Genomic DNA, 16267 nt, shown 5'->3' on the forward strand with positions numbered 1-16267 from the left:
TCTCTAATCAAAGAAGTCTCCCTCGGACTCCTCGTTGTCCGCGGCCTTGCTCGGAGGCTCGACGACCTGCATCGTCGCCCTCGCCAGCTTGACGCTCTGCTTGATCGAATCTGCCGTGACCGGCTCGGCGCCGAGGAGCGTCTCGATCACGAGGCCGAGGTTCATACCGGTGACGTGGACGATTCCGCGCTTCTCCGGCTCCATGAGGACGACTTTCTGGAAGACGGAGCCACCGTAGATGTCGGTGAAGATGACGGCCTCGTCCTCAGGGCCCACCGAGTCAATAAAGGCCTGGATGCGAGGGGTGAAATCGGAATCGTCCACGTAGCAGTCAACTGCCTCCACCATGTCCGCCATGCCGGTCAGAATCTCGATCGAGCTCCTGATTCCGCTTGCGAGGTGGCCGTGCGACGCGACAAGAACCTTCTTCATCGAGTCTCTCCTAGAGCGAATAGTGGTTGGGGTTCAGAAGCTGGATCTTACTGGCGACGAACGCGCGCATGTCGGGGGCGGCGTCCATCAGGAGGCCAACGCCGTTGCCGTCGTTCTTACCGGAGTTGATGTCCTTCTCGAAGGCGCGGTACATGGAACGGAAGTACTCCGTGGCGATGTTGAACTTACTCATGCCGAGGTTCACGGCCTCCTGGAGCTGCTCGTCGGGGATGTCGGAACATCCGTGCATGACAAGGGGAACGCTGACGGCCTCCCTGCAGGCCTTGATGCGCTCCATGTCGAGGTTCGGGACCTTGACGTAGGGGCCGTGGGCATTGCCGACGGCGATGGCGAGCGAGCCGCAACCGGTGCCCTCGACGAACTCCTCGGCGAGGTTCGGGTCGGTGTAGTGGTCGCTGTTCACGAAATCGTTGGCGTCGGAGCCGTTACCGACATGGCCGAGCTCGGCCTCGATGTCGACGTCGAAGATCTTGGCGACCTGGACGACGTCCTTCGTGAGCTGGAAGTTCTCCTCATAGGGAAGTGAGGAACCGTCGACCATGACGGAGGGGAAGCCGGCCTTGACGCCCTTGACGGCGATCTCGTAACCAGCGGAGTGATCCTGGTGGACGGCGACGGGCACACTCGCGCGCTCGGCGTAATAGCGGGCGGCGAAGGCGATGATGTCGAGGGCGCAGTGGTCCTCGAAGCCGGGCCAATACTGGATGATGATGGGCATGTGCTCATCCTCGGCGGCCTGGATCGCATAACGGATGGTCTCCGTGTTGATGACGTTGATCGCGGACACGCCATAGTGGTGCTCGGTCGCATGTTGAAGAAGCTCGTTGACCTTGATGAGAGACATCTTTATCTTCCTTTCACCTGGATAATCATTGGATCGGACAGTTCTCAGCTCGTCAGCTGGTTGAACACGAAGCGAAGCGCGAGGCAGGCAGGCGCTTGCGAAGCGCGGTGGAGCCTATGCGGCCGCCTCCTCAGGCTGTGGCGCCGCGCTTCTACGCCACAGCACGTACGTCACAAGAGCAACGACCGCAGCAATCGTTGAAACGAGGGCGAAGGCCAGGAAACCCGCGTGCGTGCCGAGCGCGTCGCACGCCCAACCGCCAAACAAGTTCGCAACCACGACGGACAGACCGCTCTGGACCATCGCGAAGGCGCTCTGACCTCGAGCGCGACAATCCTCGTAGGTGTGGTTGGCAATGTAGGTAACGCAGGAGTAGTAAACGGTCATGTAACTCACGCTCTGCAGCAGCTGTCCGCAGATCATGACCGGGACGATGCCGGTGCCCACGAGCACGAGCCTGAGAGCCGCCATGAAGCAGGAAAAGATCAGGAGGTTCATCTCGCCGAAGCGCCTGACCAGCTTGGAGGAGACGAGCAGGATGGGGATCTCGCTCGCAGCGGAGACCGCGCTCAGGACGCCCACGAGGTTCTGACCCTCGCCAAGCTCGACCGCGTAGCGGCCCAAGAACGCCCCGATGAAGCCAATCGCGGCCGAGCTGATGAAGGCGAAGACCAAGACGAATGCGATCTCGTTGCTGGTGAACAGCGAGAGGAGGCCCTTTCCGTGGGAGACCTTGGGATCGTCCGCAGCATTGGCGCGAACTCCCGCCTCGGGGAGGCGCCACATGTGAGCCGCGAAGGTCACCAGCGCGGCGGAGACCACCGCGAACTGGATTTGAGGAGCCACGTCAAGCAGCCAGCCGACGATCAGGACGACGATGGCGTAGCCGATGGTGCCACCCATGCGAATGCGAGAAAAGTCCAGGCCAGAGCGATCCGCGAGCTCGATGACGAGGGAGTCGCTCAGGGGCAGGAGCCCCGAGAAAAACGCCGAGAATGCAAAGGTTACGAGAAGGACCGGGACGAACGTCGACGCCAGGTAATACAGCGGAGCGAGTACCGCCGCCGCAAGGCAGAGGGCCACGATGACCGCGCGGCGGCGCCCGAGCTTGTCGGCGATCGTCGACCAGAGCGGCTGGATGGCGAGCGCACACACCGGGGTCGCCGCGAGGAGGATGCCGGTCTGGGCCGCGCTGAGGCCGAGGCTCGTGTAGTGAGCGGAGAGAAACGGCGAGTACACGCCCGCGCAGACCCAGTAGAGTACGTTCGCGAAGAACAGCGAAGTCATGCTTGCGTTTGTCCTGGCGTTGTGCATCGTGCTTCTCCCTTCTTGCTCGCCGGGTGCCTGTCTGGGCTTCGAAGTGATCCACCATCTAGCGTGAAACGGAGTTGCGAGGCGTTGAAACAATGTTCTGTTGTTTCATCGTTTTCGTGCCGTTGTTTCACGACTCATAAGATAGCAGCTCAAGCTGAGATTGCGCCGAGGAAGTACCGATTTACCGCGAACGGTAGGAAATCAGCGGTGAAACGCTATTTCACCGCTGATGAAACATTTTGCTTAATTTTCACCTCTCTTGACCTAAGATACAAAGCAAGCTAGGACCAAGGAGTAACCATGGATAAGACAGGGGATGTGCTCAGCCACATCTGCGCGGTCATGAGCAGCCTATCCCCCTCGGAGAAGGCAATCGCAACGTATGTGCTCGACCACCCGTCGGATGTCGCAACGATGACCGTCCGCGAACTCGCCGCAGAAACCGGTACGTCACCGGCGTCTGTTTCGAGATTCGCAAGGACGCTTGACTACCGAACCTATTCGGACATGCGTCTGGCGCTCGGCATATCCATCAGCAGGGCATCCGGCGAAGAAAAGGCCACGGACGGCAGGATTACTCTGGACGACGTCGAGGGCTCCATCAAGTACGTCCTGTCTCACAAGGTCAAGGAGCTCTCCCAAACCGCCTCGCTCATTGACTCCGATGACTTTTCGGCAGTCGTCAATCTGCTCCACAACGCCAACCTCGTCCTGATCGCGGGCGTCGGCAACTCGATTAACATGGGCGTAAACGCGGCGTTCAAGCTCTCGCAGGTTGGAGTCAGAGCGTTTTGCCCCAGTACCACCGAAGCCATGGTCTCCGTCGCAACCAGCCTCAAGGAGAATGACGTTCTGCTCGTCATTTCGACGTCCGGATACTCGAAGCGCCTCGTCAACATATTCGACTCTGCCGAGGATTCGAACACCCCCATCATCATGATCACAGACAACCCGGATACGCCGCTCGCGAAGCGTGCCACGCATATCATCCGAGCCATCTCGCGAGATCAGGCCATCACCGGAACCGAGATCGCCTTCTCGCACAGCTCGATCAACTTCGTCATCGAGCTGCTGTTCCTCTTCCTGACCTCTTGCTGGGATGACCCGGTAGAGTTTAACAGGATCATCTCGAAGAATCTCATGGGAGACAAGCAATACAGCTAGGACGACGCACGCCGACGCACCGATGCCCAGACCGAAACGGGAGGACCCCTTGATAAAGCTCATCCTCGCAGACATGGATGGGACCCTGTTGCCGTTTGGCTCAAGGGTCGTATCGGAGCGCACGCACAGCGCGATTCTTTCGGCGCTCGATGCGGGCATCGCGTTCGGCCCCGCAAGCGGGCGCGACTACGCCGACCTGGCCGATGCCTTTGACGGCGACGCGCGCTGTTTCTCGACCGGCATCATGGCCAACGGAAAGAAGGTCTTCTCCAGCGGCGAACTCGTGTTCAAAAAGACGCTCTCGACGGAGGCCCTCGTCAAGCTCGATAGCGCTGTACGCCCCTACGCGGGGACGTCACTCTGGCTAGTCGCCGATGTCGATGAGACAGGCAAGCGCTGCGAGCAGTTCCTCTGCGCCGTCGAGCCTGGCGACGAATTCGCCTTGGAAGTCGTTAAGGACTCCGGAAGAGACATGGCGCTCGGAGACGTGCCCACGAACCGTGACGTCATAACCGCCGGCATCTTCGTCAATGTCAGCTCCGCCCCGACGGAAGTCGTTCGGAGTCGATGCAAGGAAGCCTGCCCAGAACTTGATTTCCCCTCGCCCGTCCCATTCTTCCTCGATGTTGTTCCGGCTGGCTGGAGCAAGGTAAACGGACTCGACGCGCTTCTCGGCAGCCTTGGGGTCACGCTGGACGAGGTCGCTTTTATCGGAGACTCGGAAAACGACGTGACGCTCCTCGATAAGGTGCCGAACTCCTACGCAGTCGCGGGCGCGATGCCAGAGGCGAAGGCCGCGGCCCATCACCTGATCGGGAACGCAGCCGAGGACTCCGTCGCGAAGCTCATCGAACAGATTGTCCAGCAGCGAGGCTAGGGTTCCGCCAGCGTGGCATGCGCCGCGTGCCTCGTCATCCGTTCGTGGCGCGCTACCTCGTGACGATCCAGAGCGTGGCCATCGTCGCGACGCCGATGCCTACGATGAGCGCGGCCCACAGGACGCGGACCACGGGGTTCATGTCGCCCGCCACCACCATGTCGTTCGCGTGCCAGAACCAGCTCTCGTTTCCCTTGCGCATGATGCCCTCCCTTAGCCTCGATTACGCCATCTATGGCCGAGCAATCGCAGGTCACGTGCCATGGATTTGCCCTACGCCCAGCTTTCAGTTCTGTAAGGCGGCGGGAGCCTGTGCGAGGCCCCGAGTCCTGAGGCTGTTGCAATGAAAATGGGAATCAAGGGGCACGCATCAATCATATGGGTTCCTTTCGGGGGCGATGGCAAACGAAGCATCCATCATATAATGGAGCGACGCAATCAGAGAGGTCACCCATGGAATTTTACGCAAGCTGCCCCGAGGGCTTTGAGTCCGCACTCGCCGACGAGCTTAAACGGCTCGGGCTTTCGCATGTCCGCCGCCTGAAGGGCCGCGCTACGTTTGAGGGCGAGCTCGAAGAAGGCTACCGCGCCTGTCTGTGGTCGCGCCTGACCAGCCGCGTGTTTGTGGTGCTTGGGCGCTTTGAGGCACAGGACGCCGATGAGTTGTACGACGGCGTTTACGACATCGCCTGGGAGAACATCGTCCGCCCCGGCGCCACCATCGCCATCACCGCCCGCGGCGTGACCGAGCAGCTGCGCAACACGCGCTTCTCGGCTCTGCGCGCCAAGGACGCGCTGTGTGACCGCCTGGCCGAGGCCACGGGTCGCCGCGCCGACGTCAATGCCGCCGATCCCGACGTTCACCTGCTGCTTTCGCTGCGTCAGCGCCGCGCGAGCATAAGCCTGGACCTTTCGGGCGACCCGCTGTTCAAACGCCTGCCGCCCGCAGCGACCCGCGCCGGCGAGGGCGCGCACGTGCTGCGCCCCGACTACGCCGCCCTGGTGCTGGCGCAGGTCGGCTGGACCGCACTGTGCGAGCGCGAGCTGACGGCCGATGATTACGAGGATGAAGCCCTTCCCACGCTAATCGATGCCTCGTGCGCCGGCGGCGGCCTGTTGCTGGAAGCCGTGAACATTCTGACCGACCGCGCCCCGGGCGCCACACGCGAGCGCCGGGGCTTTGAGGGCTGGCAGCTGCACGACGCCGCCCTGTGGGAGCAGCTGCTTGCCGAGGCGCGCGAGCGCGAAGCGGCAGCGCGCGAGCGCCAGGCGCGCATCGTGGCCGTAGACATCGACCCCGCCGCCCGCAAGACTGCCGAGCGCATGGTCAAGTGCGCCGGCTACAAGCGTTTTGTCAACTTTTGTGCCGCCAAGCCCGCCACCGTGCTGGACCATGCGGGCGCCGTCGCCGGTGCCGCCGTGGTCGCAGACACCACCGAGACCCCGCTTTCGCTCATGCACGACGCCATGACGCTGGTCGGCGAGCTGCGCCGCGCGCCCGAGCTCGCTTCGGCACCGGTCGCCGCACTCACCCGCGATGGCCTTATGGCCCGTGCGCTCCATGCCGAGCCCGCGCGCTCCATCGCCGTCATGCCCAACAACGAAGAGGCGACTATTGAGGTTTGGCCCTCGCTCGATCATGCTGCCGCGGCGTTTGAAGCTGCGACCAGCGCAGATGCCGAGGAGCAGACCGCGGACGCCGAAGACGAAGCCGCCAACACCCCCATGTCCGAACCTGCCGCCACGCTCGACTTGGGCGATGGCAAGCCGCTGCCCGTGCTCATCCCGGAGTCCGAGCAGTTCGCCAACCGCCTGCGCAAGAATGCCCGTCTGCGCCGCAAGTGGGCCAAGCGCGAGGGCGTGAGCTGCTACCGCGTCTATGATGCCGACCTGCCCGATTACTCCGCCGCCATCGATCTGTACGAGGGCTGCCCGCAGACGCCGGGTCGCTGGCTCGTCATCGCCGAGTACGCCGCACCCAAGACCATCGATCCTGCGCTGGCCCAGGCCCGCATGCTCGACATCTTGGCCATCGCGCCGCGCATCCTGGATGTTCCGGCCGAGCACGTGCACGCTAAGGCCCGCATGCGTTCGCGCGGCGGCTCGCAGTACGGCAAGCAGGGCGCCGGCAAGGGCGGCCCGGGCGAGCGCGCCAACATCGCGCGCCGTCGCCTCCCGCTCATCGAAGAGGGCGGACTCACCTTTGCCGTCAACTTTGACGACTATTTGGATGTGGGCATCTTCCTGGATCATCGCGTCACGCGCAACCTGGTGCGCGAGCACGCCAAGCAGGCGCGCCGCTTCCTCAACCTGTTTGCCTACACCGGCACTGCCACCTGCTACGCGGCCGATGGCGGCGTCGAGGAGACCGTGACGGTCGACCTTTCCAACACCTATCTGGACTGGGCCGAGCGCAACATGCGCCAGAACGGCTTTGTTGGCCCGCAGCATCATTTTGTGCGCGACGACGTGCTCGCCTGGATTCGCGACCAGCGCCAGACGCGCAACCGCTGGGACCTGATCTTTGTCGACCCGCCCACGTTCTCGAACTCGTCCAAGATGGGCCGCCGTACCTGGGATGTCCAGCGCGACCATGTTGAGCTTTTGGCCGGCGTATCGCGCCTGCTCGCACAGGGCGGGCACGCCATCTTTAGCTGCAACCTGCGCGGCTTCCGCCCCGAGACGCGCAAGCTCGCGCGAGCGGGCGTCGTGCTGGAGGACATTACGGCGCAGACCATCCCCGAGGATTTCGCGCGCAACCAGAAGGTGCACCATTGCTATATCGTGCGCCGCCTGCCCATCGAGGACGCCATGGCCGAAGTCGGCTTTAGCGCTGAGGAGATTGCCGAGCGAACCGAGGAGCTGCGCAACCCCGAGGCCCGTAAGCCTCGCGCAACAGCGCCCGCGCACGCGCAGGCCGGCAACGGCAAGTCCAACTTTGCCGGCAAACCCTCCCCCGCCGGCAAACCTAAAAAGAAAAAGTTCTACGCCAGCAAGCCCAAGGACAAGTAAACAAAGTTGCGGTGGAATACGGACTGTTTTGCCTAGAATGAGGCAAAGTTAGGCCGTATTTCACCGCAACTCATATTGGGATGGTGGATGCCGACCTATCCCTGGATGACCAATCGGTAACCAATACCCACGTGCGTCTGGATATAGCGCGGATGCGCGGGGTCGGACTCGATCTTCTTACGCAACGTGCCCATAAAGACACGCAGGCTCGCCAGGTCGCTCTTGGTCGCCGTGCCCCAGATCTCATGCAGGATAAACTGGTGCGTGAGCACCTTGTCGGCGTTGTGCGCCAGCAAGCACAAGAGCTTATACTCGATCGGCGTCAGATGCAGTTCCTCGCCATCCATCGTGGCGATGCCGGCATCAAAATCGATATGCAGCTCACCGGTATCGAACGAGCCCTCGGAGACAACGCCGCCCGTCTGCGCATACGAAAGGCGCCTGAGCGTCGTGCGAATGCGCGCGAGCAGTTCCTCGACCGAAAACGGCTTGGTCAGATAGTCGTCGGCGCCGGCATCGAGCGCGCGGATTTTGTCCGCATCCTCGCTGCGCGCCGAGACCACGATAATCGGCATGCCCGACCATGCGCGCACCGACTCCACCACCTTGACGCCGTCCATATCGGGCAGGCCCAGATCGAGCAGCACAACGCTCGGCGCCTGCGATGAGGCGGCGGCGATGGCGGCATGGGCGGTCTCCACAGCCATATGGCGCAAGCCGTGCGTCTCGAGCGCGGCAACAATAAGATTGCGAACGGCGGGGTCGTCCTCAACGACCAAGATGAGCGGTTTTACGGCAGAGTTCGGCACAGCGCTACTCCTTATCAAACGAAACGTCGGCGGCGGGAAGTTCAATCGTAAAGACCGAACCGTGCGGGTCCGCCGCGGCAACCTCTATGCTACCGCCATGTGCCAACGCAATGGAACGGCAGAGCGAAAGACCCAGGCCAACGCTGCGGTGGCTGTCGGCCAGACCATGGTTGGCGGTATAGAACGACTCGAAGATCCGCTCGCGATCCTCGGGTGCGATGCCCGGACCATCATCGGCCACCGAGCACGCCACGCGCCCATCGTCGACGCTAATCGAAATCATGATATGCGAGCCCGCCGGCGTATAGGTGATGGCGTTGTTCACCAGATTGACCACCAGCTGCACCATCAGGCGTGCATCGACGTTGACGAGCGCCGGCTCATCGCACGCCACCACCTTAAGGTCGTGCTCGCGCACGGCCGGACTTACGTGGCGCAGCGCCTCCTCGACGATATCGTCCATGAGCTCGAGCGTGGTCGACAGGCGCATACCGCCACCCTCGAGCTTGGTGATGGCGAGCAGATTCTCGACAGTGGCGTTGAGCCATTGCGCGTCCGAGCGAATGGATAGGAGCATGCCGCGGCGTGTCTGGTCGTCGAGCACGGCCGTGCCGGTCGAGCCCTGGTCGAGCAACACGTCGGCATTACCCGAAATACTGGTGAGCGGCGTACGCAGGTCGTGCGAGATGGAGCGCAGCAAGTTGGCGCGCAGCTGCTCGTTTTTAGCAAGCACCGCCGCTTCCTCGCGGGCCTCCATGGCGCGGGCGCGATCGAGCGCCAGCTCGCCTTCGCTCACGATGGCATCGGCAAGCGTCCGCTCCTCGGGCGTCAGCGCATCGGGCTCGGCGACAATGGCGAACACCCCCACCACCGAGGCGGGATCGCCCGCGCGCACCATGGTGTCGCCCGAGCGCACGGTCAGGTATATGCCGTAGAACGCCGAGGCGCCATAGGTGGCATCGAGCGGCGTTCCCACATAGGCGGACGCCGAGAGCCGCGGCGGCATCTGCGGCGCCAGCTGGTGTACCGGCGCGGCATCGCCCACGGCCGTGTACGTCGTGCGCGGCAGCAGGTCATCGTTATCGGCATCGGCGCTATACCACACGACCGGACAGTCCGAAAGACGCGCCAGCTGCGTTGCCATAGCGTGCACAATCTGTTGCTGATCGCCACACCGCTGCAGCATGCGGTTGGTCTCGAGCACCATCTGCGTGCGACGGTCGCTGGCGGCGGCCTGCGCCAAGGCGCGGCGCAGGGCCAGCGCGATCGAGCTCGATACGAGCGAGACCGCAAACATGATAAAGAACATGCCGGGATAGACGCGGTCGATAAACGACAGCGCGTAGCGCGGGTCGACAAACAAGAAGTTGTAGAGCGCCACGGCGGCAGCCGAGCTCAGCAGGCAGTACAGGCGGCTCCAGGTAAAGAAAGCGCACAGCTGCACGGCAAACACATAGACGATCATGATGCTCGGCGCGAGCCCCGGATGGTCGAGCAGCGCGCCCACAATCGTCGCCGCGGCCAGCAGCCCCGCCGATACGCAGGCGTCATACAGAGGACTGCGACGCGTCAGCGTTGTACGCCGCCACCAAAAGTTCTCGGCAATATCGCCGTCCGCACGGACGTCCATCAGCGCCCCGCCCCTCTCTCAAAAACAAAAACCACCACAAAGGGGACTGGCACCTTTGCGGTGGTGGCCTCCTTGTGGTGGTTTCAAGTGTATAGCCTTTGCAGCCTGCGGTCGCTAGACAAACAGCAGACGTCGACTACGGACGCTCGTCGGGAGCCAGGCGCTGCATCTTGCTCACGGCCTTAAACTTGGTGAACAGCGGCACGTACTCAAAGCTCACGTTGGAGTTCTCCAGGCCGTACCAGCGCGCAGGCGTGCCGGCGGCGCGGCGGATGATGTACTTGAGCGTGATGGCCGTACGCTCGCTGGGCTCCACGTCGCTTTCGGGCGCCAGCAGCTTGCGGATCATGACGAACTTAAACGTACCGATGTTGCCCGGGTCCTTGTAGACCGAGTAGTCATGCGTCTGCGCCGGCAGCTCGCCGCTGGCAGCCAGGTCCTGAACAACCTGGCGCAGGTAAGCATTGACGCGCTGGTTGATCTTATAGCCCAGGTACAGATGCACGCGGAACACGTAGTCGGTGCCGAACGTCTCGACCGAGTAGGCAAAGGTATGCGGCTCCTCCATGGTCTCGACATTCACGAACCACCAGGCGCGAGCGCGCTTGGGGTGCTTATCCAAAATCGAGTAGACGATATCGCGGTCGATATAGTCGGTGTTGGTGTCCTTGGTCAGGTACACGATGTTGTCGCTCATGAGCTCGTAGCGATCGTCGTCGCGCAGGCGTTTGAGCTGCGGCAGATAGCTGCGCAGCGGCAGCAGCGTAAACTGACGTTGCTCGACCGCCGTACCGTTGTACCAGCACACCATGATGCCCATGATGAGCGCGGCCATAAGGATGGTGAAATAGCCGCCGTGGAAGAACTTGGTGAGCGAGCTCACAAAGAAGAAGCCCTCGAGCATAAGGAAGAAGGCGGCAAAGATCCACGGCGCGACCTTGAGATTGCGCTCCACGTGCAGATAGAAGAAGAGCAGCATTGTCGTGCACATCATGGTCAGGGTAATGGCCAGGCCGTACGCGGCCTCCATGTGCGCCGAGTTCTGGAACAGCAGCACCACGACGACGCAGCCCACGAGCATGACGTTGTTGACCATGGGGATGTAGAGCTGGCCCTTGGTCTCGGCAGGATAGAAGACCTGCATATGCGGCATGAGGTCCAGGCGGCTGGCCTCGGACACCAGCGAGAATGCGCCAGTGATGAGCGCCTGCGAGGCGATGATGGCCGCGACGGTGGAAAGGCCGACGGCAAAGGGGCGCAGACCCGGGGCAAGCATCTGGTAGAAGGGGTTGAGGTCGGCGATACCCATGAGCTCCGGGTTGCCGGCGTTGTTGATAAGCCACGCGCCCTGGCCCATGTAGGACAGCAGCAGGCAGCACTTAACGAACGGCCAGGTGGCGTAGATGTTGCCGCGGCCCACATGGCCCATGTCGGAGTAGAGCGCCTCGGCACCGGTGGTGGCAAGGAAGCAGCTGCCCAGAATCATGATGCCCGCGTGGTTGTTGGGGCTCAGCAGAAAAGCGATGCCACGCAACGGGTTGAGGCACAGCAGCACCGCGGGATACTGGCAGACAAAGAACAGGCCCGTGCCGCCCAGGAACAAAAACCACAGCGTCATGATGGGGCCGAAGGCGTGACCGATCTTGGCCGTGCCGATGCGCTGCACCAAGAAGAGCGCGATGATGATGGCAAGCGTGATGGCGACGACACGACCCTGGTCGTCACCGAGCACGGCATGGACCGCCGGGATGGTGCGCAGGCCCTCGATGGCCGTGGTGACGGTAACGGCAGGCGTCAGGATGCCGTCGGCGAGGAGCGCCGCGCCGCCCAGCATGGCGGGGATGATGAGCCACTTGCCGCAGCGCTTGACCAGGCTGTACAGGGCAAAGATGCCGCCCTCGCCGTGGTTGTCGGCGCGCAGCGAGATCAGCACGTACTTGACGGTCGTCAGCAGCGTGACCGTCCACACGACAAGGGAGAGCGCGCCGAGCACGAACTCCTGCGTGACGCTTCCGATGCCGCCGTTGCCGGCAACGAGCGCCTTGGTTACATACATGGGGCTGGTGCCGATATCGCCATACACCACGCCCAGCGTGACGAGCATCGCCGAGATGCTCACAGGAATCGCAGCGTGCGAGGCTACTTCCTTTGCCTTTTGTTCCATAAGCCGGTTTCCTCCCAATTTTAACGTTCGACGGGATTATATGTAATCAGCCCATATTTTAATGGCACCGTTTTCCCAGCTAGATAAACATTTATGCGGCCTTTAGGCCACCGCGGCGATATGGAATGTGACAAAGGGACACCCCCCCTTTGTCACATTCGTCATTTTCCGAGCCAGTTTTTGAACCACCACTCCATGGAGCGGCTCATCTCGGCCATAAAGGGACTCGTGTGCTTACGGGTGTAGATGTCGACGACGCGCTCACCCACCTCGCGGGCATGCGGGCGAAACATCGCGTCCATCTCGGCCACCTGCGTGTCCATCGTCGCGGCGTCGGCGCGGCGGTAGTGCTCCTCGTGCACCAGGTTCACCACGGGATGCGCGATTGCCGGGCGCTCCTTGCGGGGTGTGCCGATGATGAGCATCGACAGCGGCATGGTATGGGCAGGCAAATCCAGCAGTGCGGCAACCTCCTCGGCGTTCTCGACGATATCTCCGATATAGCAGCTCCCCAGCCCCAGGGCCTCGGCGGCAACCACGGCGTTTTGAGCAGCGATCACGGCATCCTGCGCCGCGATGGCAAAGTCGCCCAGGCCCGGAGCACGACGGGGCGACTTGCCCGTGCGCTCTACAAACTCGGGCTCAAAGCAACCCACATGCTCAAACAGATCGATCCACTTGGCATAGTCGACTACAAATATTAATGCCCAGGGCGCCTTGGCGATCATCGGCTGGTGGTCGCACAGATCGGCCAAGCGATCGAGCGTAGCCTGCTCGCGAATGCTCACGATGGAGTACATCATCATGGCGCCTGCCGACGGCGCACGGCTCGCCGCATGCAGAATCGCCGCCCGCTGCTCGTCGGTCACCGCCACGGGACGGCCGTCGTCATCGCGCGCAAAGGCACGCGTGGAAGAACGGTGTTCCAGCGTGTCCAATACCGCGTTGCCCGTGGTCTCGACCGAATAGCCGTTCGTATCCAAAGCCGCCGCACAAACCTGCTCGCCCATTGCCCCATCCCTGCCATTTCTTTAAGAAGCCATTACGTTTCCGTGTAATTCCCGTCCATTATCGCGCAGGTCGCCACTACATTGCGCCACACCGCCACACGCGCGCGTTAATATGGCTGGTTGTTGTGCGCAGCCACCAATTGCTGCGCATATCTTGGTAACAATCGGGTAAATCCCCGCTTTCGTAGGTTTTAGTTTGTGAGGAGTCTCAGCATGTTCGCTGCCGCCATCTCGCTCGTCGGTCTTGCGGCGACCGTCTACCTTGTCTTGCGCGAGGCCAAGGCCATTTGCGCAAAGTCGGGCACCGTTGCCAAAAGCGCTCTTGGGTGGAGCGTCGCCTTCGGCCTGTTCCAGCTCTTTTTGACCATTTGGGGCGCCATTGGCCTCGTCGCTCAAAACGAGCCGCTCGCCTTTGTGATGCTCATCCTGACCAACGCCATTCTCACCGGATGCGCTTGGGCCAGCATCGCCCGCGACCGCATCGCACCGCGCGTCTTTGCGTTCGCCTCGGCCGACGCTCCCGCCCCCACTGGCAAGCTCGCCCGCCTGCGCGGCGCCTTTGTGGGCAAACCGCTCGTCGCCGCCGTCCTGTGCCTGCTGCTCGCCGGCGTCTTTGCGCTGCTGGGCATGGAGGTCTCGTCCAACCACGACTTTACCTGGGTCTACCCCCTGTGCATCCTGCTCGAGTGGGCCATCATCACCGTGCTCATGACCGGCTTGTTCTTCCTATTCCAGCGCCACGGCGCAGCTCCCGCCGTCTTGGCCTTTGCCCTCTTTGTCCTGGGCATTGCCGAGTTCTTCGTCATCACGTTTAAATCCATGCCCATCCAGCCGGGCGACCTTTCGGCCATCTCCACTGCCGCCGCAGTCGCCGGCAACGGCTACACCTTCTCGATCTCGCTGTTCTGCGTGCTGTCCATGGGCTTTACCGCCATCGCCATGCTGCTGTGCGAGTACGCCGGCCTGGTGGCACCGCACCGTCAGAAGGGTGCCGCCAACGCCAAGCGCATGCTGCTCACCAACCTGCTCGTGGCGGTGCTGTGCCTGGGCGGCGTGACCGCGCATGTCACGCTCATCGACTACTACAACACCCTCGGCATCACCGTCTACACCTGGCGCCCGCTCGAGAGCTACTGGCGCGAGGGCTACCTGCCCGCCTTTATTAGTGCGGCACAGTCCATCAAGCCGCCCAAACCCGCCGACTACTCCGTCGACGATGCCAAGGCCACGCTCAAAAAGTACGCCAAGGCCTACGACAAGTCCGACGCGGCCAAGAGCGACGAGCGCGCCGCCGCCCAGGAGCAGTTCGACAGCGAGAAGCCCACGGTCATCGCCATCATGAACGAGACCTTCTCGGATCTGTCAATCTACCAGAACATGCGCGCCGGCTACGAGGGCCCGCAGTACTTTAAGAGCCTGTCCAACTGCCTCAGCCGCGGCAAGCTCTATGTGAGCGCCTACGGCGGCGGTACCGCCAATACCGAGTTTGAATTTATGACCGGCAACTCCATGGCCAACCTGGGCTCGGGCGTGTACCCCTACACCATCTACAACATGGAAACGACTGGGAACCTAGCAGAGCAGTTCAAGTCGCTCGGATATTCCACCACGGCCATGCACCCCAACCACGCGACCAACTGGAACCGCGAGAACGTCTACAAGGACTTTGGCTTTGACCAGTTCCTGTCCATCAACGACTTCCAGGGCGCCGATACCCTGCGCGGCATGGTGACCGACCAAGCTACCTACGACAAGATTCTTGAGCTGCTCGACCAGAACGCCGATCCGCAGTTCATCTTCGACGTGACCATGCAGAACCACTCGGGCTACGACACGGGCCTGCTGCCGGTCGACAAGCAGATGCACCTGAACATCGACACGACCGACCTGGACGCCAAGACCGTCGAGGACGGCACGCTCTCCGATGTCGACGAGTATGTCTCGTGCATCGAGCAGTCCGATCAGGCGCTGCGCTACTTCCTCAACGCCTTGAGCAAGCTCGACCGCAAGGTGGTCGTGGTGTTCTGGGGCGACCATCAGCCGTTCTTCCCGTCCAAGTTCAATGACAAGTGGTTTACCGGCGAGGACGACGCTACGCATCAGGAGCGCCTGTGGCAGACCGACTACATCATTTGGGCTAACTACGACGTTGCCGGTTGTGACCAGACGAGCGAGGTCGACGACCTGTCCACCAACTACCTGTCCACCCAGCTCATGCAGCTGATCGGCGCACCGCTGACCGACTACCAGAAGGCGCACATGACACTGCGCGAGTCGCTGCCCGCCATCAACTCGGTCGGCTACGAGGACGCCAGCCTGCGCTGGGCGCTCTCCTCCAACGTCACCGGTGACGACGCCGCTGCCGCGGCCGCCACCAAGGCACGCGAGGATTACGCCAAGATGCAGTACTACGAGATGTTCCGCGACGGCAAGAACGTGTATACCGAGCACTTCCAGACCGAGGCCAACGAGACCGACCCCAACCTGGCACCGGGTACGACCAAGATCAAATAGCGACTATCTGCGAGTTCATAACTGAAACGTCTGTCCGGGCGGAGGCATATAAGGTTCCCTGCTCAGACAGTCCTGCGCAAGACGGGGGCCACATTAAGTGGCCCCCTTTGCGTGCGGAACTCGCGACAGACCCTTCCCGCGCCTCCGCCTGCCGCCGCCCCTCACCCGTTGCGAGTTGAGTGGGCTGATGAGAAGCTGCGCTCGCCTCGTAGCAGAAGCGTGGCCTGGCATGCGCATCGCGGAAAGCTTGTCCCGGAATTCACGTCCGGAATGGGATGCGGTTTCCGTTTGTGGCCCCGTTGGGAAACCGCATCCCATTCCGATCACAAATTCCGGGTCACATTTTCCGCCAAGGCTTCAACCGGAAACCGTGTCCCATTTCTCAGCCGAATACTGGGATGCATTTTCCGCTGAGTCCCTCAATCGGAAAGTGCATCCCATTCCAAAGGCGAATTCCGGGATGAGCTTTCCGAGAC

General features: G+C 62.2%; 12 protein-coding genes. 4 read left to right on the top strand and 8 right to left on the bottom strand.

Annotated elements, in window-relative coordinates; all coding sequences use genetic code 11:
- Positions 1 to 3 precede the first annotated feature (3 nt).
- The 3 genes from DW913_RS03600 to DW913_RS03610 all read right to left on the bottom strand — a co-directional run bounded on the left by DW913_RS03600 (position 4) and on the right by DW913_RS03610 (position 2611).
- A complete protein-coding gene (locus DW913_RS03600) occupies positions 4 to 432 on the bottom strand; it encodes a PTS sugar transporter subunit IIA (protein ID WP_117797610.1) in 429 nt (142 codons plus the stop codon).
- A 10-nt stretch (positions 433 to 442) separates the two neighbouring features.
- Positions 443 to 1297 carry a class II fructose-bisphosphate aldolase gene (locus tag DW913_RS03605; RefSeq protein ID WP_117797611.1) on the bottom strand — a complete coding sequence of 285 codons (855 nt, stop codon included), beginning with the start codon at positions 1295 to 1297 and terminating at the stop codon, positions 443 to 445.
- Between the two features lie 114 nt (positions 1298 to 1411).
- Positions 1412 to 2611: an MFS transporter gene (locus DW913_RS03610; protein WP_117797612.1), complete on the bottom strand. Its 1200-nt coding sequence runs from the start codon at positions 2609 to 2611 to the stop codon at positions 1412 to 1414.
- A gap of 300 nt (positions 2612 to 2911) precedes the next feature.
- Here DW913_RS03610 and DW913_RS03615 point away from each other — a divergent pair, with 300 nt between their 5' ends.
- Positions 2912 to 3775 carry a MurR/RpiR family transcriptional regulator gene (locus DW913_RS03615; protein ID WP_117635579.1) on the top strand — a complete coding sequence of 288 codons (864 nt, stop codon included), beginning with the start codon at positions 2912 to 2914 and terminating at the stop codon, positions 3773 to 3775.
- A 49-nt stretch (positions 3776 to 3824) separates the two neighbouring features.
- Positions 3825 to 4652, top strand: coding sequence for an HAD hydrolase family protein (locus DW913_RS03620; protein WP_158565247.1), 828 nt, complete (start codon positions 3825 to 3827; stop codon positions 4650 to 4652).
- A 52-nt stretch (positions 4653 to 4704) separates the two neighbouring features.
- On the opposite strand, the gene DW913_RS10015 is transcribed toward DW913_RS03620, so the two are convergent.
- Positions 4705 to 4854 carry a hypothetical protein gene (locus tag DW913_RS10015; protein WP_158558713.1) on the bottom strand — a complete coding sequence of 50 codons (150 nt, stop codon included), beginning with the start codon at positions 4852 to 4854 and terminating at the stop codon, positions 4705 to 4707.
- A 251-nt stretch (positions 4855 to 5105) separates the two neighbouring features.
- Here DW913_RS10015 and rlmKL point away from each other — a divergent pair, with 251 nt between their 5' ends.
- Positions 5106 to 7664: a bifunctional 23S rRNA (guanine(2069)-N(7))-methyltransferase RlmK/23S rRNA (guanine(2445)-N(2))-methyltransferase RlmL gene (gene rlmKL / locus DW913_RS03625; RefSeq protein WP_117797613.1), complete on the top strand. Its 2559-nt coding sequence runs from the start codon at positions 5106 to 5108 to the stop codon at positions 7662 to 7664.
- A 95-nt stretch (positions 7665 to 7759) separates the two neighbouring features.
- Here rlmKL and DW913_RS03630 read toward each other — a convergent pair whose 3' ends face one another.
- The 4 genes from DW913_RS03630 to DW913_RS03645 form a co-directional block, all read right to left on the bottom strand.
- Positions 7760 to 8473: a response regulator gene (locus tag DW913_RS03630; RefSeq protein WP_117797614.1), complete on the bottom strand. Its 714-nt coding sequence runs from the start codon at positions 8471 to 8473 to the stop codon at positions 7760 to 7762.
- Positions 8474 to 8477: 4 nt separating this feature from the next.
- A complete protein-coding gene (locus DW913_RS03635) occupies positions 8478 to 10103 on the bottom strand; it encodes an ATP-binding protein (RefSeq protein WP_117797615.1) in 1626 nt (541 codons plus the stop codon).
- Between the two features lie 136 nt (positions 10104 to 10239).
- Positions 10240 to 12267, bottom strand: coding sequence for a KUP/HAK/KT family potassium transporter (locus DW913_RS03640; protein ID WP_117582962.1), 2028 nt, complete (start codon positions 12265 to 12267; stop codon positions 10240 to 10242).
- 161 nt (positions 12268 to 12428) lie between these two features.
- Positions 12429 to 13277 carry a nitroreductase family protein gene (locus DW913_RS03645; RefSeq protein WP_117582961.1) on the bottom strand — a complete coding sequence of 283 codons (849 nt, stop codon included), beginning with the start codon at positions 13275 to 13277 and terminating at the stop codon, positions 12429 to 12431.
- A 213-nt stretch (positions 13278 to 13490) separates the two neighbouring features.
- On the opposite strand from DW913_RS03645, the gene DW913_RS03650 reads away from it, so the two are divergent.
- Positions 13491 to 15791 carry an LTA synthase family protein gene (locus tag DW913_RS03650; protein WP_117797616.1) on the top strand — a complete coding sequence of 767 codons (2301 nt, stop codon included), beginning with the start codon at positions 13491 to 13493 and terminating at the stop codon, positions 15789 to 15791.
- The last annotated feature ends 476 nt before the right edge of the window (positions 15792 to 16267 follow it).

It is taken from the genome of Collinsella sp. AM42-18AC (assembly GCF_003467965.1).
In the GTDB taxonomy this organism is placed as follows: domain Bacteria; phylum Actinomycetota; class Coriobacteriia; order Coriobacteriales; family Coriobacteriaceae; genus Collinsella.

What these genes read in the sequence shown, in the direction of transcription:
- DW913_RS03615 (WP_117635579.1), top strand. Translation starts at nt 2,912, where the DNA reads ATGGATAAGACAGGGGATGTGCTCAGCCACATCTGCGCGGTCATGAGC.
- DW913_RS03600 (WP_117797610.1), bottom strand. Translation starts at nt 432, where the DNA reads ATGAAGAAGGTTCTTGTCGCGTCGCACGGCCACCTCGCAAGCGGAATC.
- rlmKL (WP_117797613.1), top strand. Translation starts at nt 5,106, where the DNA reads ATGGAATTTTACGCAAGCTGCCCCGAGGGCTTTGAGTCCGCACTCGCC.
- DW913_RS03605 (WP_117797611.1), bottom strand. Translation starts at nt 1,297, where the DNA reads ATGTCTCTCATCAAGGTCAACGAGCTTCTTCAACATGCGACCGAGCAC.
- DW913_RS03645 (WP_117582961.1), bottom strand. Translation starts at nt 13,277, where the DNA reads ATGGGCGAGCAGGTTTGTGCGGCGGCTTTGGATACGAACGGCTATTCG.
- DW913_RS03635 (WP_117797615.1), bottom strand. Translation starts at nt 10,103, where the DNA reads ATGGACGTCCGTGCGGACGGCGATATTGCCGAGAACTTTTGGTGGCGG.
- DW913_RS03640 (WP_117582962.1), bottom strand. Translation starts at nt 12,267, where the DNA reads ATGGAACAAAAGGCAAAGGAAGTAGCCTCGCACGCTGCGATTCCTGTG.
- DW913_RS03650 (WP_117797616.1), top strand. Translation starts at nt 13,491, where the DNA reads ATGTTCGCTGCCGCCATCTCGCTCGTCGGTCTTGCGGCGACCGTCTAC.
- DW913_RS10015 (WP_158558713.1), bottom strand. Translation starts at nt 4,854, where the DNA reads ATGCGCAAGGGAAACGAGAGCTGGTTCTGGCACGCGAACGACATGGTG.
- DW913_RS03610 (WP_117797612.1), bottom strand. Translation starts at nt 2,611, where the DNA reads ATGCACAACGCCAGGACAAACGCAAGCATGACTTCGCTGTTCTTCGCG.